Source organism: Cupriavidus sp. 05L411 (genome assembly GCF_056398045.1).
In genome coordinates this window covers 13,805-31,467 of sequence record NZ_JBFTOQ010000025.1, presented here as the reverse complement: position 1 = coordinate 31,467, position 17,663 = coordinate 13,805, and the positions used below count along the sequence as shown (strand labels likewise).

Annotated in this window: 11 protein-coding genes and 1 tRNA gene; 5 read left to right on the top strand and 7 right to left on the bottom strand. The window is 66.6% G+C overall.

All coding sequences use genetic code 11. The features are described from left to right. Positions 1 to 27: 27 nt before the first annotated feature. Positions 28 to 981, bottom strand: coding sequence for a bestrophin family protein (locus tag AC1DQR_RS25470; protein ID WP_477134021.1), 954 nt, complete (start codon positions 979 to 981; stop codon positions 28 to 30). A 321-nt stretch (positions 982 to 1,302) separates the two neighbouring features. Here AC1DQR_RS25470 and AC1DQR_RS25465 point away from each other — a divergent pair, with 321 nt between their 5' ends. The 3 genes from AC1DQR_RS25465 (at position 1,303) to AC1DQR_RS25455 (ending at position 6,090) form a co-directional block, all read left to right on the top strand. Continuing rightward, positions 1,303 to 2,970 carry a DUF342 domain-containing protein gene (locus AC1DQR_RS25465; protein WP_477134020.1) on the top strand — a complete coding sequence of 556 codons (1,668 nt, stop codon included), beginning with the start codon at positions 1,303 to 1,305 and terminating at the stop codon, positions 2,968 to 2,970. Between the two features lie 291 nt (positions 2,971 to 3,261). After that, positions 3,262 to 3,771, top strand: coding sequence for a response regulator (locus tag AC1DQR_RS25460; RefSeq protein ID WP_416047918.1), 510 nt, complete (start codon positions 3,262 to 3,264; stop codon positions 3,769 to 3,771). Between the two features lie 294 nt (positions 3,772 to 4,065). Further along, positions 4,066 to 6,090 carry a gamma-glutamyltransferase family protein gene (locus tag AC1DQR_RS25455; protein ID WP_416050449.1) on the top strand — a complete coding sequence of 675 codons (2,025 nt, stop codon included), beginning with the start codon at positions 4,066 to 4,068 and terminating at the stop codon, positions 6,088 to 6,090. A 279-nt stretch (positions 6,091 to 6,369) separates the two neighbouring features. On the opposite strand, the gene AC1DQR_RS25450 is transcribed toward AC1DQR_RS25455, so the two are convergent. The 5 genes from AC1DQR_RS25450 to pepN form a co-directional block, all read right to left on the bottom strand. Next, complete coding sequence (locus AC1DQR_RS25450) at positions 6,370 to 6,933, bottom strand: hypothetical protein (protein ID WP_416047919.1); 564 nt, start codon at positions 6,931 to 6,933, stop codon at positions 6,370 to 6,372. A gap of 494 nt (positions 6,934 to 7,427) precedes the next feature. After that, on the bottom strand, positions 7,428 to 8,297 hold the full coding sequence (locus tag AC1DQR_RS25445; protein ID WP_416047920.1) for a transcriptional regulator: 870 nt from the start codon (positions 8,295 to 8,297) through the stop codon (positions 7,428 to 7,430). Between the two features lie 579 nt (positions 8,298 to 8,876). Next, positions 8,877 to 8,952: transfer RNA gene (locus AC1DQR_RS25440), tRNA-Thr, on the bottom strand. Between the two features lie 311 nt (positions 8,953 to 9,263). Then, the gene (locus AC1DQR_RS25435; RefSeq protein WP_416047949.1) at positions 9,264 to 10,280 is read right to left on the bottom strand and encodes a class 1 fructose-bisphosphatase; all 1,017 of its coding nucleotides are present in this window, start codon (positions 10,278 to 10,280) and stop codon (positions 9,264 to 9,266) included. A 134-nt stretch (positions 10,281 to 10,414) separates the two neighbouring features. Further along, positions 10,415 to 13,114 carry an aminopeptidase N gene (pepN, locus tag AC1DQR_RS25430; RefSeq protein WP_477134019.1) on the bottom strand — a complete coding sequence of 900 codons (2,700 nt, stop codon included), beginning with the start codon at positions 13,112 to 13,114 and terminating at the stop codon, positions 10,415 to 10,417. 330 nt (positions 13,115 to 13,444) lie between these two features. On the opposite strand from pepN, the gene AC1DQR_RS25425 reads away from it, so the two are divergent. Beyond that, positions 13,445 to 14,071 carry a DUF4136 domain-containing protein gene (locus AC1DQR_RS25425; RefSeq protein ID WP_416050450.1) on the top strand — a complete coding sequence of 209 codons (627 nt, stop codon included), beginning with the start codon at positions 13,445 to 13,447 and terminating at the stop codon, positions 14,069 to 14,071. A 273-nt stretch (positions 14,072 to 14,344) separates the two neighbouring features. Continuing rightward, positions 14,345 to 16,666 (top strand): NADP-dependent malic enzyme, encoded by a 2,322-nt coding sequence (locus AC1DQR_RS25420; RefSeq protein ID WP_416047951.1) that lies wholly within the window; start codon positions 14,345 to 14,347, stop codon positions 16,664 to 16,666. Positions 16,667 to 17,113: 447 nt separating this feature from the next. Here the strand turns inward: AC1DQR_RS25420 and AC1DQR_RS25415 are convergent, their stop codons facing one another. Next, entirely contained in the window at positions 17,114 to 17,359 is a 246-nt protein-coding gene (locus AC1DQR_RS25415) for a hypothetical protein (protein ID WP_043344643.1), read from the bottom strand. Positions 17,360 to 17,663: the final 304 nt, after the last annotated feature.

The window sequence follows — 17,663 nt, the reverse complement described above, 5'->3', positions numbered from 1 at the left end:
ACTAAACAGGCCCACTGAACAGGCCCGCTAAAGCAGGCAGTAATCCACGGGGACGAGCGGTGGCGGCAGCGTGGTCTCGCCCAGCGCTTCCTTCATGCCGATTTCGATGGTGCGGCAGAGCGCATCGAGCGGCAGGTCGTTGGCGCTGGTGCCGAACGGTTCTTCCAGCTCATCGCCCAGCGCATCCAGGCCGAAGAAGGTGTAGGCCACGATGGCCACCACCGCGGGCGTGACGAAGCCGATGGTATCCACCAGCCCGAACGGCAGCAAAAAACAATACAGGTAGGCGGTACGGTGCAGCAGCAGCGTGTACGAGAACGGGATGGGCGTGTTGTGGATGCGGTCGCACGCCACCGCCGTGGCCATCATGGCCGACAAGGTGTCGTCGATGCCGGCGGCGAGGCAGGGCTCGACGCGGTGCTGCCGCACGCACTGGCCCAGGTCTTCGCCCATGCGCATCATCAGCAAGGCGGGCGCATTGGCGGTGCGCTGCAGGTCGGTGAGCTCCGCCGGGCGCAGCCACGCGGGGTCCAGGCCGGTAGCGGCGCTGGCGCCGCGCAAACGGTTGCGCAGCACGTACGCGTAGGCAATGGTGCGGGAGATCATGCGCACGCGCGCGTCGCTCAGGCCCGTCGGTTTATGGCCGGCGCTGTCCGGCACGTTGTCCGCGATCAGGCTGAGGCATTGCCGTGCCAGGTTCTGGCTGCGCACCACCAGCTCTCCCCACAGCTTGCGCCCTTCCCAGAAGCGATCGTAGGCGGCGGTATTGCGAAAGCCCAGGAAGATGGCCAGCGGCAGGCCGATCAGCGTGAAGGGGATGGCCGTGAGCGTGACCTTGTGCTGGAAGAACGCGCCGTGGCTGAGCGTGACGGCAACGGCTACCAGCAAGTTCACCAGCAGCACGCGCCAGATGCGCGACAGGATCGAGCCTCGCAGGACCAGGAACAACCTCGGTCCCGATGGGCGGTCTCGCACAATCATCTGTGATCCCCTGGCATTGCGGCACGGCGTTCCGTCGATGGGCAGAAGTGTACATTTTTCGCCATGACGGTGGGTTGCGGGCGGTGCCGCGGCTCAAGTTTTCGGCGAATCGGCCGATGGTGTTGTGTGCGTCGGAAGGGACCAAGATCCCGCGGCGCGTCAATGACATCCCCGGCTTCAAAGGCCTGCCTGGCAGGCCACGGGCACCGGGCGGCCGCGCCATGGCGCAGCGGCGGCGCGGCACTGCCGAGGCCGGGATTGCGGACGACCCCGAGGACGGGGCGGAGCCGTCCGGACATGATCCATCAATGGAACAATCGAATGGAAAACCGGGGACAAGACACAGAGGCCGGCGGCTTACGGGTTAGCCTGGACGACAGCGCGCGGCAGCTGCGCGCGGGGTATGCCGCCATGCCGGGCCGCATGGCGCCGGACCGCGCCGCGCTGCAAGAGGCGCTGGCCAGGGGCGGCTGGGCGCAGGCGAAACTGGACACCGCCGCAATCGGCGCCTTTCTCGCGCAATGCCAGCGCGCCACCGAGGGGACGCCTGTGGAGGCGCTGATCGGCGAGCTGACCGACGGCTACTTCGATCTCAGCGTCAGCAGCGACAACCTGAGCGTGCGGCTCAACCTGCTGCCGCCGCAAGGCGGGCGCGAGGTGACACGGGACGATATCCGTGCCGCGCTGGCCGAGCGCGGCGTCAAAGCCGAGCCGGACAACGCGGCCCTGCGTGGTGCGGTCGAGGCGGGCTATTGCGACGCGCTCGAGATTGCCGCGGGACGCGCGCCGCTGCCCGGCATGCCGGCGCGCTTCGAGAGCCTGCTGGCCTCTCCCAAGCCGCTGGTGGCCGAGGATGAAAGCGGCCGCATCGACCTGCGCGACCTGGGCACGCTGTTGCTGGTGAATCCCGGCACGCCGCTGATGCGGCGCATCCCGGCCCGCCAGGGCAGCGACGGCATCGATGTCTTCGGCAAGGTCGTGCCCGCCGTGCCGGCCGCCGATCCGCCATTTGCGGAAGGCTTGGCCGGCGTGGCACCGGATCCCGCCGATCCGGAGGTACTGGTGGCGGCGATCTCGGGCTCGCCGTCCTTGTTGGCGCAGGGCGCATCGGTGAGCCCGGTGGTCGATGTGGAAGCGGTGGACATGCATTCCGGCAACGTCACCTTCGACGGCACGCTGCGCGTCAACGGCGATATCAGGACCGGCATGACCGTGCGCGTGACCGGCGACGTGATCGTCACCGGTACCATCGAGGCTGCCCATGTGGAGGCGGGCGGCAATGTGGTGGTGAAGGGCGGCATCATCGGCAAGGCCGAGGGCACGCATCAAGGCGCGCATCAAGGCACACAACAGGGCGCCGAGGGCGTCGCGCTGGCGCGGGTGACCTGCAAGGGCTCGCTGCATGCGCGCTTCATCGAAAGCGCGGTGGTCGAGGCCGGCACCGAGGTCAAGGTGGAAAGCGGCATCCGCCAGAGCGACGTCGCCGCCGGGCGCAGCATCATTGCCGGCAGCCCCAAGGGGGGCCAGGGCAACATCACCGGCGGGCGCTGCCGTGCGCAACTGGCTGTGCGCACCGCCACCCTTGGCGCCTCCGCGGGCACCGCCACCATCGTGCAGGTGGGCACCAATCCCTACGCCGAAGCCGAGAAGGCCGAGCTCGAGGCCCAGCGCCGCCAACTGGAGGCGGAGCAGGCCAAGGTGCAGCAGCTGGTCAGCTTCTTCGCCAAGAATCCGGAGAAAGCGGTGGGCGACCTGCGCGAGAAAGCGCGCGCCACGCTGTTCAAGCTCACCCGCGACTCGATTGCGCTCGACGCCAGGCTCGCCAAGCTTGCCGAGCAGCTGCGGCCGTCTCCCGAGGCGGTGATCGAGGTGAGCCGGCGCATCCACGGGGGGTGCAGCCTGCACATCGGGCAGAAGTCGATGAAGATCATGGAGGACAAGCCGGGCGGCCATATCCGGCTGGTGGAGGACCGCATCGCGCTGGTCTGAGTCCCCCTCGCTTCCCGTCGCACGCCGGCCGCCGCGCTTTTGCGCGGCGGTTTTGCTTGTGCCGTGCGGAACAATATGCGGAACACGTTACGTGACGCGTAACATGCCCCGGCCCCGCCCGGGCCGCGCCACCCGCGTCTCGCGCAAGCGGCAATCCCTTGCGCCGTAAGGCCGAGCGGCCTGCCCTGCTGTGCGCGAGAGCCCGCGTTGGCGGCTGGCACGTGCCTTGCACCGTACCCTGTCAGGCGTCCCCGCTGGCGCCGTTCCAGAAAAAAAGCAAAAGGAGGAATCATGGACATGGCACTCACCAGCCGGGCAGGCGTAGACAGCATCACCTCGCGAGGCGTCTCGCCGGGCGTGCCATCGGCCATGTCGGCGCGGCAGGTTGCCAGGCTGCCGCTAGCGTCGCACGGCACGGCGCCGCTCAGGGCGGTGGTGATCGACGAATGCGCGCTGCTGCGCCTCGGCCTGGCCCGCATGCTGGAGAGCATGCCCGGCGTGGAACAGGTGGATGGCGTGGATCCCGACGATCTCTCCATGCACGGGACGACGATCCGCGAGGCCGGCTTGCTGGTGTTTGGCATGCCGCAGGACGTGACCAGCGGCTGGCGCCTGCTGCGCAAGCTGCGGAGCATGCTGCCCGCCCAGCGGGTGCTGCTGCTGTCGGACAATATGTGGCTGCACATGCCGCCGCCGGAGATGGGCTACGGCATCTGCTGCTGCCTGCCGAAGACAGCAGCCCTTGTGACCCTGGAAGCCGCCATCAGCAGCATGCTCGAGGCCGAAGTGCTCGCCGCCTGAGCCGCGCTTCAATCCAGGGGGCGAGGGGGCAGAGCGTCGACGTGTCCATGCCACCGACAGCCTGATGCGCATCTTGCAGCACTCCCAAGTATGAACCACGTTCACATGTCTGTAAATCCAGACATGTAGCTATTCAGAATCGTGAATGGCAGGTCTATGTTGATCCTTCGTCACAACCGCTCCCCCATCAGCAGCGGTTGCGGCGATCGACGAGGGAAGCGTCGATTTTCTGAAGCCTCAACATAAGACAGGAAGAACATGCCACAAACTGCTCACGAAGCGGTGACCTCGCCTATGGACCCGGCCGGCACCCGCTTCACGCCGACCCGGCTCAGCGCCATCGCGCTCGCCTCCCTGGCGCTGACCCTGGGTGCCTGCGGCGGCGACGATCCCGTTGCTACCACCCCGGCTTCGACCACCCCGACGGTGGTCGCGGGCTGCGAACTGAACGGCACCACCGGCGGTGAAGCCGTGGTGCTGCCGGGCGACCCCAACGCGCCGGAGATCGCCACCGGCTATGCGCCCAAGAATACGGTCTACGCCAAGACCTATATGGCGGTGACCAACAACCCGGTCTCGACCAAGGCCGCCTGCGACGTGCTGAAGAACGGCGGCACGGCGGTGGATGCCGCGGTAGCGGCGCAGATGGTGCTGAACCTGGTCGAGCCGCAATCCTCCGGCATCGGCGGCGGCTCCTTCATCATGTATTACGACGCGGCCACCAAGCAGGTCACCGCCTACGACGGGCGCGAGATGGCGCCGGCCGCCGCCGACGGCAACTATATCCAATGGAAGTCCGCCGCCGACCAGACTACGCCCGCGCCTAACGCGACGCACAGCGGCCGCTCCATCGGTACGCCCGGCACGTTGCGCGTGCTGGAGCTGGCGCACGGCGAGCACGGCAAGCTGGCCTGGAAGGACTTGTTCTCTCCCGCCATCAAGCTGGCGACCGATGGGTTCCCGATTCCGCCCCGCATGGCTGCCGCGATCGCCTCGGCGGTCAGCAACCCGGTGACGGCCCCCAGCATCAAGCGCGACGCCGAGATGGCCGGATACTTCCTCAATGCCGACGGCACCCCGCGCGCGGTCAACACCATCATCAAGAACCCGGCGCTGGCCAACGTGTTTACCTCGGTCGCCAGCGGCGGCGCGGATGCGTTCTACAAGAACGGCCCGATTGCCCAAGCGATCGTCGCCAAGATCCAGAACACGTACGGCGGCACCGCCACGCCGGGCCTGACCACGCTGGCCGACCTGGAGAGCTACGTCGCCAAGAAGCGCACGGCGGTTTGCACGACGTATCGCGAGTACGAGATCTGCGGCATGCCGCCGCCGTCCTCCGGCGGCATCGCGGTGGCGCAGATCATGGGTATCGTTGAGAACTACGAGATGTCGCGCTATGCGCCGTCGAACATGGACAAGAACGGCGGCCGCCCGAACGTGCTCGGCGTCCACCTGATGGCCGAGGCAGGCAACCTGGCGTATGCCGACCGCAACAAGTACGTGGCGGATACCGACTTCATCGGCCTGCCGGGCGGCAGCTGGGAAAGCATGCTGAACAAGCCTTACCTGCGCAAGCGGGCGGACCTGATCAGCACGGTGGGCTCCATGACGTTGCCGGTCGCGGCGGGCGACCTCGGTGCCGTGCCGCTGGCCCCGTCGGTCATCAACGAGCACGGTACCACGCACCTGTCGCTGACCGACAAGTATGGCAACGTCGTCTCGATGACCACCACCATCGAGGCGGGCCTCGGCTCGTATCACTTCACCAACGGCTTCCTGCTCAATAACCAGCTGACCGACTTCAACGCGGCACCTGCCGATGCCGGCGGCGTGCCGATCGCCAACCGCGTGCAGCCGGGCAAGCGCCCGCGCAGCTCGATGGCGCCCACGCTGGTGTTCAAGCGCAATGCCGACGGCTCGCGCGGCGACTTCTACATGACCACCGGTTCGCCGGGCGGCGCCAGCATCATCCAGTACGTGGCCAAGACCCTGGTGGGCGTGCTGGACTGGAAGATGGACGCGCAGCAGGCCGTGTCGATGATCGACTTCGGTGGCTCAAACAGCGCCGCCAGCGGCATGATGGTCGGCGGCGAGCATCCCAACGTGGATGCCACCAAGCCGGCCGGCGGCCTGGCCGGCGACAACGATCCGCTGGTCAAGGGCCTGCGCGGGCTTGGCCATGTGGTCAACGTGACGGCGCAGTCGAGCGGCTTGAGCGCCATCATCCGCACCACCGTGGGCGGGTCGACGGCGCTGGTCGGCGGGGCCGATCCGCGTCGTGAAGGCGTGGTGCTGGGCGATACGTTCAAGCCATAAGCCATAAGCCATAAGCCATAAGCCATGAGCCATGAGCCATGAGCCGGAACGGAAAAGTTTGCGGAAATTTCTCTGCATGCATTGGGAAGTGGCTGATAGGTTGATGCGGCTCCGCTCGCTACAGTAGTCACTTACCGCTCTCTCCCCGGGGGTGGTTTTCCCGAGAGGGCCTAATCCCTTGGCCCTCCTTCCGTGGCGCTGCATGCTCTAGCATGCGGCGCCTTTTTTTCTCGCCTTCCCCCTTACCTTTCCCCCCTGCCTTCCCGCCACGGAAATCGCCTACCAGACCCGGATCTTGAGCTGCAGCGAGATGCAGCCATCCACCTTCCCCCGCATCGTCGGCACGTAGATCAGGTTCGCACCCACGCGCCCATACTCGATGCTGATGACGGGCGCCGCCATCGGCGACCAGCCACCGTGATTGACATCCGGATACCCGCGCACCGCGCCCGCCGTGGCGCCGATCCGCACTGGGCCAAGATGCAGAGGCTGCCAGGTGACGGTCGCATAGGTGGAGTGATCGCGCATGCTGTTGCGGTACTCGCCGGCCGACAAGGTGAAATCCTCGGTAATGCGGACATCCGCGCCGATGCCCCAGTTGGCCGCGTTGTAGTGCGCCGCGTGATTGAAGTGGTAAGAGAAAAACCCGGCGTTCAGCCAGACCTGCGGGCTGAAGGCGGGCGCCGGCGTAGCCTGCGCCGAATCTGCCGGGGTGTCTGGCGGCGTGCTGTCATCCGCGCGGGCGGCGACGGCCCACAGAGATGCGCCTAGCGCAAACACCATCAGGAGCTTGCGCGGAAAAAGGCGATACCTCGCCGCGCCAGGAACTGGATAAGCATCCATGGCCGCTTCCTTGTCGATTGTCTTGGCTGGGAGCTGGCTGGACGCGACGCGAATTGGCGTGCGGGCGCAGCCATCCTGCGCGAGTCCGGCGTGGCGCCGGCGGCCCTAGGTGGCGGCGATGTGCATGATGTTCCCCGGTTGCGTGGCAAGTGCGAACGCGTACCGCGTGCTGCGCGGCCGCTTCGTCATCGGTCCCGGCGGCCAATTGGATCGGCCAGCCGGTTTTGTATTTATCGTGTTACCAGTCTGGTGCTTCGGCGCGAGGGATTCAATCAATCGAAAGCCGTAAGCCTATGGAGGGGATTGGAGGGCAAGCGGATGTCAACCTTCCGGTTAAGCGGGACATTCCGCGAGCTTGCGCGGGCAGGCAGGGGGAGGGTTGATATGCCGCTGGCGGCTGCCAGGCGGCAGCGCCAGGGCATGGCGCAATCAGGCAAACACGCGTTTGACGATGCGCGCAGGCGGGCGTCGCGGCAGTGGCCGCGGCGCTTGGGTCATACGGCAGACGCGCTGGCGGAACCAGCCTGGCTGTGCGTCATCGCGCGCCAGGCCAGGTGCGCGGTGCCGGCGGGCGCCTCCGCACGCATGGCTTGCGTGCGCACATCCGGAAAATCCGCTGCGTCGAGCCAGACCGACAGGAAGGCGCCCATCGCATCGAGCAGCGTGTCCGAGTTGATGCCGGTCGGCCCGCCCACCTTCGGGCAGATGACCAAGTGGGTGCCCTCGTGCGAATACACGCGCAGCGTCTTGACCAGGTCTGCCGGCTGCAGGTGATGCTCCGAGCAGGGCACGCCCTGGAAGCCGAACGCCAGCAGGAACTCCTCTTCCTCGGCCTGCCCCGTGCAGAGAATCACCTTGGGACGCATGCGCCGGCGCTGCTCCGCGATAAAGCGGAAGCGCCCACCCTGGCGGCAGAATTCCACATAGCGCCAGTTCGGGCTGAGGCACGGGTTGCGGCGAAAGGTCTCGATCTGCGACAGGTCCATCTGCTGCGGCTTGGGCAGGGGGTAGAGATTGATCTTGAACTCCCAGCCGCGCGGCGCGTAAAGATACTGGTCGAAGTAGCCGCGCCAGTCCAGCTCCGGCATGGTTTCACGCAGCGTTGCCGCGCGCGTCGCCGCCATGATGCGGGCGAGGCGCTGGTGCGTTTGCCAGCGCGGCATGTCATGCCGGTGGCGCTCGCGGAATGCGCTGTCCCAGGCGGGCGGCTCATGCACCGGCGCCAGCGAGGTGCCCGGCGAAAACGCAAGCAGGTGCGGCTCCTTATCACATATCCAGACAGCCGCGCCGATGTTCCCCCCTTCCATGCCGGCGTACGAAGAGAAATACATGTCCAATTCCTCGCTGCTGAAAACTGATGTCATTTGCTCTCTCATTCGTCGTGGCCCGTCATGCAAGTCCCTGTCGATGCGCGCGGCAGGGCTCCTCGAGTGGCAGCGGCATGGCGCTGCGCGCTCGCGCGTGAATGACAAGGACTAGCGCAATCGCCGTGCCATCTGGCCGATGGCGCTTGCCGACGCGGCGTAGTGGTGGCGCGGGGCGGATGCGATCAGGCTGGAAGCGGCGCCAGATAAGGGATTACGGGCGATCTGCCGGGGGCGGGAAGGGGGCGGGTGCTGTGGGCCGCCACGCGGGGAGGTGGCGCGGCGGTGTTACGCGTTACGTAACGTGGGGGGTGTGGGGGAACGCGGAGGGTATCTTGCGTACCGCACGAACGCATCGTCGCCCGGCACGGGATGGCCGGGGTTTTATGGCTGTGCGTTGGTGGAGCTGGTGGTGGCGACCGGGTATTTTCTGGCGTCGCAGAGACAGGTGCCGCAGGGTAGCCGGATCCGGGGCTTGTGCCGGATGCGTGGTCCCCGCATCGCCGGAAACAAAAAACCCGGAGAGCCTTTGGGGCTGTCCGGGTTTTTAACAATGCGGGTCAAACTTTGGAATTCTTATGGTGCCGAAGAGAGGAATCGAACCCCCGACCTTCTCATTACGAATGAGCTGCTCTACCGACTGAGCTACTTCGGCCCATCATCCGTCAACAACTGGATGAAGCCCGCAATCATAGCAGCGTTTTTTTTTGCTGTGAAGTCCCGGTGCAAATTTTTTGCCGGGGGTCCCTGCAGGCGCGCCGCCGGGTGGCGGCGCGGTCATTCAGGCGGCGTCATGCGCAAGGCTTGGGGGCGGCTGCCGGCGGCTCGACAAACACACGCTCGGAGCACAGGCAAACCTGGCCGCCGAGCGCATGTTCCTCGACGCCGACGAAACCGCAATAGACGCAATAGAAAAAGGGACGCCGCGGCGTCCCTTTTTCGTCGGATCGATGAAGCCGCCCGCGATCAGCCGGCCGCTTTCTCTTCCTGGTGGTAGCGCGTGGCGCGTTCCACTTCGTTCTTCGAGCCGAGGATCACCGACACGCGCTGGTGCAGTTTTTCCGGCTGGATGTCGAGAATGCGCTCATGGCCGTTGGTGGCCGCGCCGCCGGCCTGCTCGATCAGCATGGCCATGGGGTTGGCTTCATACATCAGGCGCAGCTTGCCGGGTTTCTCCGGTTCGCGCTTGTCCCACGGGTACATGAAGATGCCGCCGCGCGTGAGGATGCGGTGCACGTCGGCCACCATCGAGGCGATCCAGCGCATGTTGAAGTTCTTGCCGCGCGGGCCTTCGTCGCCGGCCAGGCATTCGTCGATATAGCGGCGCACGGGCGGGGCCCAGTGGCGCATGTTGGACATGTTGATCGCGAATTCCTTGGTGTCTTCCGGGATCATCACGTCGGATTGCGTCAGCACGAAGCTGCCGGCTTCGCGGTCCAGCGTGAACATGTGCACGCCGTTGCCAACGGTCAGCACCAGCGTGGTCTGCGGGCCGTACACGGCGTAGCCGGCGGCGACCTGGCGGCTGCCGGCCTGCATGAAGTCGGCTTCAGTGACGGTCTGGCCCGGCTTGGGCATGTGCAGCACCGAGAAGATGGTGCCGATCGACACGTTCACGTCGATGTTGGACGAGCCGTCGAGCGGGTCGAACAGCAGCAGGTATTCGCCCTTGGGATAGCGGTTCGGGATCTCGTAGAAGCTGTCCATTTCCTCGGACGCCATGGCGGCGAGGTGGCCGCCCCACTCATTGGCGTCGAGCAGGACTTCATTGGCGATCACGTCCAGCTTTTGCTGGGTCTCGCCTTGCACGTTGCCGGTGCCGGCCGAGCCGAGGATGCCGGCAAGGGCGCCCTTGCTGACGGAGTTGGAAATGGCCTTGCAGGCGCGCGCCACGACTTCGATCAGCAGCCGCAGTTCGGGCTCGATCGTGTTGTGCTTGCGCTGCTCCTCGACCAGGTAGCGGGTGAGGCTGATGCGACTCATGGGGATTCTCCTTGAATGGCCGCAATTCTACATGGGCGCCAGCCCGCCAGGCCAATGCCACCGGCCTGTGGGGTACTGTCGGGCTGGCCTGGGCGCGGTGCTGCCAGCCGCGCCCCGGCCAGCCCGGCGCTGCCTTACGGCGCCAGCGCCTTGCTCACGATCTCGCGCACATCGCGGGACAGCTCGCTGGCCGCCGCCACCTGTTCCAGCGCGGCGCGCATGCGGTCGCGCAGCGGCAGGGCGTACTTCTGCCAGCGATCCATCACCCGCGCCAGGCGGGACGCCACTTGCGGGTTGATGGCGTCCAGCGCCAGCACCTGCTCGGCCCAGAAGGCGTAGCCCGAGCCATCCTCGGCATGGAACTGGGCCGGGTTGGCCGCGCAGAAGCTGAAGATCAGCGAGCGCGCGCGGTTGGGGTTGCGCAGGTTGAAAGCGGGGTGCTGCATCAGCGCGCGCACCGTGTCGATGGTGTGCTTGCCTTTGTGGCCGGCGCTTTGCGGCCCCATGGTGCCGCGCTGCGTGCCTTGCAGCGAGAACCATTTGTCGATCACCAGCGGGTCTTGCTCGAAGCGCTGGTAGAAATCGGCCAGCGCGGCCTCGCGGCCGGGGGCAAAGGTGTTGACCATGGCGCTGAGCGCGGCGAAGCGGTCCGTCATGTTGTCGGCGGCCTTGTATTGCGCTTCTGCCAGCGCCTGCATGGCGGCGTCGCCGCTGTCGGCCAGGTAGCTCAGCGCCAGGTTGCGCAGCGCGCGCTTGCCGGCGGACACCGCATCGGGGCTGTAGGCGCCCGGCGTGGCGTTGGCCTCGAACGCGGCCAGCCAGTCGGCCTTGAGCGCGCGCGCCAGCGCCTCGCGCATGAACTGGCGGGCGCGATGGATGGCGGCCGGATCGGCCACGCCCATGCGCTCGGCGAGGTAAGCCTCGGCCGGCAGCGTCAGGGCCTGCTCGCGGAAGGCGGGGCTGAGCTGCTGGTCGTTGAGCACGGTGCGCAGCGCGGCCACCAGCGCCGGGTCGAGCTGGAGCTCGCGGCCGGCCTGGCTCTGGGCCACCAGTTGCAGCAGCGCGCGCGTGGTCAGGCGCTGGCCGGCCTCCCAGCGGTTGAACGGATCGCTGTCGTGCGCGAGCAGGAAGGTCAGCTGCGCTTCGCTGTACTCGGCATCGATGATGACCGGCGCGGAGAAGTCGCGCAGCAGCGACGCCAGCGGCGGCTTGGCACCGCGCGGCAGGTTGATGAAGCGGAAGGTCTGCTCGGCCTCGGTGAAATCCAGCACGCGCGTGGTGGCGCCGGGTTGGCTCTCGCCTTCGAGCTGCAGCGCAAGGTCGGTGCCGCTGGCGTCGATCAGGCCCAGTGCGAAGGGGATATGGAAGGGCAGCTTGTCCGGCGTGCCGGGGCGGGTTTCGATGCCGACCTTGGGACTCGTTTGCGACAGCGTCAGCGCCAGGGTGCCGGTGGCTGCATCCCACGCGGTGCGCACCGCGACCACCGGCGTGCCGGCCTGGCTGTACCAGCGGCCGAACTGGGTCAGGTCGCGGCCGTTGGCGTCGGCCATGGCGGCGCGGAAGTCGTCGCAGGTCACGGCCTGGCCGTCGTGGCGCTGGAAGTACAGGTCCATGCCCTTGCGGAAACCGTCGCGGCCTAGCAGGGTCTGGTACATGCGCACGACCTCGGCGCCTTTCTCGTACACCGTCACCGTGTAGAAGTTGTTGATTTCCTCGTAGTTGTCGGGGCGCACCGGATGCGCCATGGGGCCGGCATCCTCGGGGAACTGTACCTGGCGCAGCATGCGCACGTCCTCAATGCGCTTGACCGCGCGCCCGGATTCGGAGCCCATCATGTCGGCCGAGAATTCCTGGTCGCGGAACACCGTCAGGCCTTCCTTGAGCGAGAGCTGGAACCAGTCGCGGCAGGTCACGCGGTTGCCGGTCCAGTTGTGGAAGTACTCATGCCCGACCACGGATTCGATATTGCCGAAATCGGCATCGGTGGCGGTCTGGGCGTTGGCCAGCACGTACTTGGTGTTGAAGATGTTGAGGCCCTTGTTCTCCATCGCGCCCATGTTGAAGTCGCCCACGGCGACGATCATGAAGCGGTCGAGGTCCAGCTCCAGGCCGAAGCGCTGCTCGTCCCAGCGGATCGAGTGGATCAGCGAATCCATGGCGTGGCGGGTCTTGGGCAGGTCCTGCGGCTCCACCCAGACCTGCAGCAATTTCTCCTTGCCGGAAGCGGACAGGATCCGCTCCTCGATGCATTCCAGCTTGCCGGCCACCAGCGCGAACAGGTAAGCGGGCTTCTTGAACGGGTCTTCCCAGACTGCCTCAAAGCGGCCGTCCGGCAGCTCGCGCTCGCTGATCAGGTTGCCGTTGGACAGCAGCACCGGATAGGCCGCGCGCTGCGCGCGCAACGTGACCCGGAAGGTCGACATCACGTCGGGGCGATCCAGGTAATAGGTAATCTTGCGGAAGCCCTCGGCCTCGCACTGGGTAAAGAAGTTGCCGTTGGAAACGTAGAGGCCGGACAGCGACGTGTTGGCGGCCGGCTGGCAGGCGGTGACGATTTCCAGCGTGCCTTGCGCGGGCAGCTCGGGCAGCGTCAGGCTGTCGGGCGTCTGCTGCGCACCTTCCAGCGGCTTGCCGTCGAGGCGGACCCCGACGAGCTCCAGTGCCTCGCCCGCCAGCACCAGCGGGCCGGGTGCCTGGCGCGTGAAGCGCAGGATATTGGTGACCACCGTGCGCGCCGGGTCGAGCTCGAGCGTGAGGTCGACGTGCTCAAAAGCGAAGGCCGGCGGAGTATAGTCTTTGCGATGGACGGTAACGGGCGTGTCGGTGCGCAGCATGAAGGAATCCTGTCCTCTGAGGGCCACTTGGGGCGGCAAGGTCGCCATGGTCACGGCAGGCGGGCAGGGTGGGAGCCGCTGCCGGGCCGCGTGCCACGGCACTGAAGAACCCATTGTAGCCAAGCGCGGGCGCCCCGGCTCGGGCGCGCGGCGCCGGTGGCGGATCGCGGCGGAATTCCGCCGTCCCGGCACGGTCTGAGTCACACAATGGACAACGAATCGATGAGGGGCATGATGCCGAAACGATGGCTGGCGACGCTCGGGAAGCTGGCGAAGCTTGGTAAGGATTGGGGCCGGATAGCCGGCGAAGGCTGGCGCGGCGGCCGCCTGATGGCGAGCGCGGCGCTGCTCGGCGTGGCGCTGCTGTCCGGCTGCGCCAGCACCGTCACCACCGAGGTGACGGCCTTCCGCCAGGGCGACTGGCAGAACGATCCGCCACGCACCTATGCCTTCGATCGCACCGGCGGCCAGGAGACGCAGCTCGAGGACCAGACCTATGAGCAGTGGCTGGCGCAGGCGCTCTCCGGAATCGGCTTCGAGCAGGTGGCCCGGCCACAGGCGCATTACCTGGTCAGCATGGAATACGACAGCAACTCGCGGCTGATGCGGATCCAGGAGACCAACTACGTTGACCCGTGGGGCCCCGGCTTTTATCCCGGCCCTTACTGGGGGCCTTACTACCGCCCCTGGGGCCCGTACGGCTGGGGTGGCCCGGGATACTGGCCGCCGGTGACCACGGTGCGCGATGTGCCGGTCACCCAGTCCACGCTGCGCGTGTTCTTCAAGGATGCCGCCAGCGGCCGCCGGGTCTACCAGGTCACGGCGAACCACCGCGCAGAGGGGGCGTCCCTGCAGGCAGCGATGCCTTACCTGATCCGCAGCGCCTTCGTGCAGTTCCCTGCGGAGAGTGGCCGGCCAAGGCGGGTGACATTGCCGCTGGACCCGAATGACAAGTAGCAGGTGGAGAGCCACAAGCAAGCCACAAGCAAGACATTGCCTGTGCGGCGGTAAAAACTGAATTGCCCGGCGAAAAGCCTTAAATCCCCGGATGCCCCAGTGGGAGGGGCTTCGCGCCGGGCTTGGGTGAGCTAGAATGACGGCTCGATTTTTCGGCCCGAGCCGCCGGAGCCCGTCTTTGAAAGCTGCAATGGAAGATTCCGGCAAGCCACGCCGGATACGACCGGCGCAGCCTCGGCGGGCACTGGCAGGGCCACTTCCTGGACGAGCATAATGACCAGCAAGACCGGCGGTGATGCACCGCAACATGCCCCCAACAGTCCTGAAGCGCAATTGCGCCTGGCCGCGCTGGAATACCACCGCAGCCCGACCAAGGGCAAGATCCAGGTAAACGCGACCAAGGCGCTGTCCAACCAGCGCGACTTGTCCCTGGCCTACTCCCCGGGCGTGGCCTACGCCTGCGAGGAGATCGCCAAGGATCCCGCGATGGCCGCCGAGTACACCTCGCGTGGCAACCTGGTGGCAGTGATCACCAACGGTACCGCCGTGCTCGGCATGGGCGACATCGGTCCCCTGGCCGGCAAGCCGGTGATGGAGGGCAAGGGCTGCCTGTTCAAGAAGTTCGCCGGCATCGACGTGTTCGACATCGAGCTCGATGCGCACGACCCGGACAAGATCGTCGAGATCGTGGCCGCGCTGGAGCCGACGATCGGCGGCGTGAACCTCGAAGACATCAAGGCGCCCGAGTGCTTCTACATCGAGAAGAAGCTGCGCGAGCGCATGAACATCCCCGTCTTCCACGATGACCAGCACGGCACCGCCATCATCTCGGGCGCGGCGCTGCTCAACGGCCTGAAGGTGGTCGGCAAGGATATCGCCAAGGTCAAGCTGGCGGTCTCCGGCGCTGGCGCCGCGGCCATCGCCTGCCTGGACACCATGGTGAGCCTGGGCGTGACCCGCTCGAACATCTCGGTGGTGGACTCCAAGGGCGTGATCTATGTGGGCCGCGACGCCAACATGGAACCCAACAAGGCGCGCTACGCGCAAGACACCTCGAACCGCACCCTGGCCGACATCGTCAACGGCGCCGACGTGTTCCTGGGCTGCTCGACCGCCGGCGTGCTGACCGCCGAGATGGTCAAGACCATGGCCGACAAGCCCATCATCCTGGCGCTGGCCAACCCCGAGCCGGAAATCCGCCCGGAAGTGGCCAAGGCCGCGCGCCCGGACTGCATCATCGCCACCGGCCGCTCGGACTACCCGAATCAGGTCAACAACGTGCTGTGCTTCCCGTACATCTTCCGTGGCGCGCTGGATTGCGGCGCCACCAAGATCACGGAAGCCATGAAGCTGGCCTGCGTCAAGGCTATCGCAGACCTGGCTGAAGCCGAGCTGAACGACGCCGTTGCCGCCGCCTACGGTGGCCAGGAACTGAAGTTCGGCCCGGACTACATCATCCCGACGCCGTTCGACCAGCGCCTGATCGAGAAGATCGCGCCGGCGGTGGCCAAGGCCGCCGAGGAGTCCGGCGTGGCCACCCGTCCGATCAAGGACCTGGAAGCCTACCGCCAGCAGCTCACCCAGTACGTCTACCACACCGGCCTGATCATGAAGCCGGTGTTCACGGCAGCCAAGGCCGCGCCCAAGCGCGTGGTCTATGCCGAGGGTGAAGAAGAGCGCGTGCTGCGCGCGGTGCAGACCGTGGTGGACGAAGGCCTGGCCCGTCCGATCCTGATCGGCCGCCCGCACGTGATCCAGATGCGCATCGACAAGGCAGGCCTGCGCCTGAAGGCCGGCACGGACTTCGAGCTGATCAACCCGGAAGACGACCCGCGCTACCGTGCCTACCACGAGGCCTACCACGCCCTGCGCGGCCGCGACGGCGTCACGCCGGACGTGGCTAAGGTGATGCTGCGCCGCTCCAATACGCTGATCGGCACCATGCTGATGCATATGGGCGACGCCGACGCGATGCTGTGCGGCACCGTGGGCCGCTTCGAAGCCCACCTGGAGCATGTGCGGGACGTGATTGGCCTGGCGCCGGGCGCCAAGGTGTTCGCCGCGATGAACGCGCTGATGCTCGAGAAGTACACGCTGTTCATCACCGACACCTTCGTCAACGACGATCCCACCGCCGAGGAACTCGCCGCCATCACGCAGCTGGCCGCCGAGGAAATCGCGCGTTTTGGCCAGCATCCGAAGGTGGCGCTGATGTCGCACTCGATGTTCGGCTCGTCGGACCGCCCGTCGGCCAAGAAGATGCGCGCGGCCCATGAGATCCTGGCCCGCGAGGCGCCGCACCTGGAAGTGGAAGGCGAGATGCAGGGCGACGCCGCCCTGGTCGAGGACGTGCGCCGTCACTTCCTGCCGGGCACCAAGCTGGCCGGCAGCGCCAACCTGCTGGTCATGCCGACGCTGGATGCGGCCAATATCGCTTTTAACCTGCTCAAGATCACGGGCGGGCAAGGCGTCACCATTGGCCCGATCCTGCTGGGCGCGGCCAAGCCGGTGCACATTCTCAACCCGCAAGCTACCACCCGCCGCATCGTCAACATGACGGCGGTAGCGGTGGCCGAAGCCAACGCGGTGCGCTGATCCGGCGGCGCGGCCGGCTTGCCGGCCGCCGCCCAATGAAAACGGGGCTCCTTTGGAGCCCCGTCAGACTGATGACAAACCTGGGGTATTAGCCGAAGCAGCTGGACAGGCCAAGGCCGCGCGCCATGACGACGGCTGTCTCTCCCTCTCCCCTCAGGGGGAGAGGGCCGGGGAGAGGGGTGGCTTAGCTAGGAGCCGCTTCAAGCAAAGCCCGTGGTGTTTTCAGCACGCAGGCGAAACGAGCGCCCGCCCTCTCCCCCAGCCCCTCTCCCGCACGCGGGAGAGGGGAGCACGGCAGGGAGCACGGCAACGCAGATCCAGCCTTGTCAGCAAGCAAACGGGGCTCCTTTGGAGCCCCGTTTTTTTTGACCGGCTTGTGAAGCAGTTCCGCCGGCCCGGAAAACCTGTCCTGCCCTGATTCCGTTGCCGCTATTGCCGCTATCGCCGCTATTGCAGCATGTTGTACTGCTCGCGCATCACGACGATGATGGATTTGGCCGCGGCCAGCCGGGTTGGCAAATGGTCCTCCTCTTCGCGCGGGAAATCGACTTCCGCGCTCCAGTTGCAACCGGTGTGGTCAGGCTGGTGAACTCGCATGGCATGCAGTTCGCACTCGCCGCACTCCGGGTTGTTGTTGAGGAACTGGTTCAGGATGGCCATCAACTCCGACCGGGTCTTTGCATCACGCCGCATGAGTCACCTCGTCCGTTGCCGTCTTGTTGCCTGGAACCTAAATCTAGGCACGCAGGCGCAAGCCCGCCAATTGAATCGCCCTATTAAGCAGCGGCTTTCGATCCCGAATTCCGGTAGTTTGCCTCTATCGCACCGCAGCAAATCCATGCTGCGTCGCGGCACTGCCGAAACCAGCGGCGCCCAATCCGGTCGAACCGCCATGGTGCGGCGCGCCGCGATCCGGCGGCGAGGCTCCCCTCGGCGCCAGGGCAGTCCCGCGAACCTGGCGACCCCGGGGCCATCCTCAATGCCATCCTCAAGGCAA

Bases quoted from the DNA above. Each gene is read 5' to 3' on its own strand.
- AC1DQR_RS25415 (WP_043344643.1), bottom strand. From the start codon at position 17,359: ATGCGGCGTGATGCAAAGACCCGGTCGGAGTTGATGGCCATCCTGAAC.
- AC1DQR_RS25460 (WP_416047918.1), top strand. From the start codon at position 3,262: ATGGACATGGCACTCACCAGCCGGGCAGGCGTAGACAGCATCACCTCG.
- AC1DQR_RS25465 (WP_477134020.1), top strand. From the start codon at position 1,303: ATGGAAAACCGGGGACAAGACACAGAGGCCGGCGGCTTACGGGTTAGC.
- AC1DQR_RS25435 (WP_416047949.1), bottom strand. From the start codon at position 10,280: ATGAGTCGCATCAGCCTCACCCGCTACCTGGTCGAGGAGCAGCGCAAG.
- AC1DQR_RS25445 (WP_416047920.1), bottom strand. From the start codon at position 8,297: ATGACATCAGTTTTCAGCAGCGAGGAATTGGACATGTATTTCTCTTCG.
- AC1DQR_RS25425 (WP_416050450.1), top strand. From the start codon at position 13,445: ATGGCGAGCGCGGCGCTGCTCGGCGTGGCGCTGCTGTCCGGCTGCGCC.
- pepN (WP_477134019.1), bottom strand. From the start codon at position 13,114: ATGCTGCGCACCGACACGCCCGTTACCGTCCATCGCAAAGACTATACT.
- AC1DQR_RS25450 (WP_416047919.1), bottom strand. From the start codon at position 6,933: ATGGATGCTTATCCAGTTCCTGGCGCGGCGAGGTATCGCCTTTTTCCG.
- AC1DQR_RS25420 (WP_416047951.1), top strand. From the start codon at position 14,345: ATGACCAGCAAGACCGGCGGTGATGCACCGCAACATGCCCCCAACAGT.
- AC1DQR_RS25455 (WP_416050449.1), top strand. From the start codon at position 4,066: ATGGACCCGGCCGGCACCCGCTTCACGCCGACCCGGCTCAGCGCCATC.
- AC1DQR_RS25470 (WP_477134021.1), bottom strand. From the start codon at position 981: ATGATTGTGCGAGACCGCCCATCGGGACCGAGGTTGTTCCTGGTCCTG.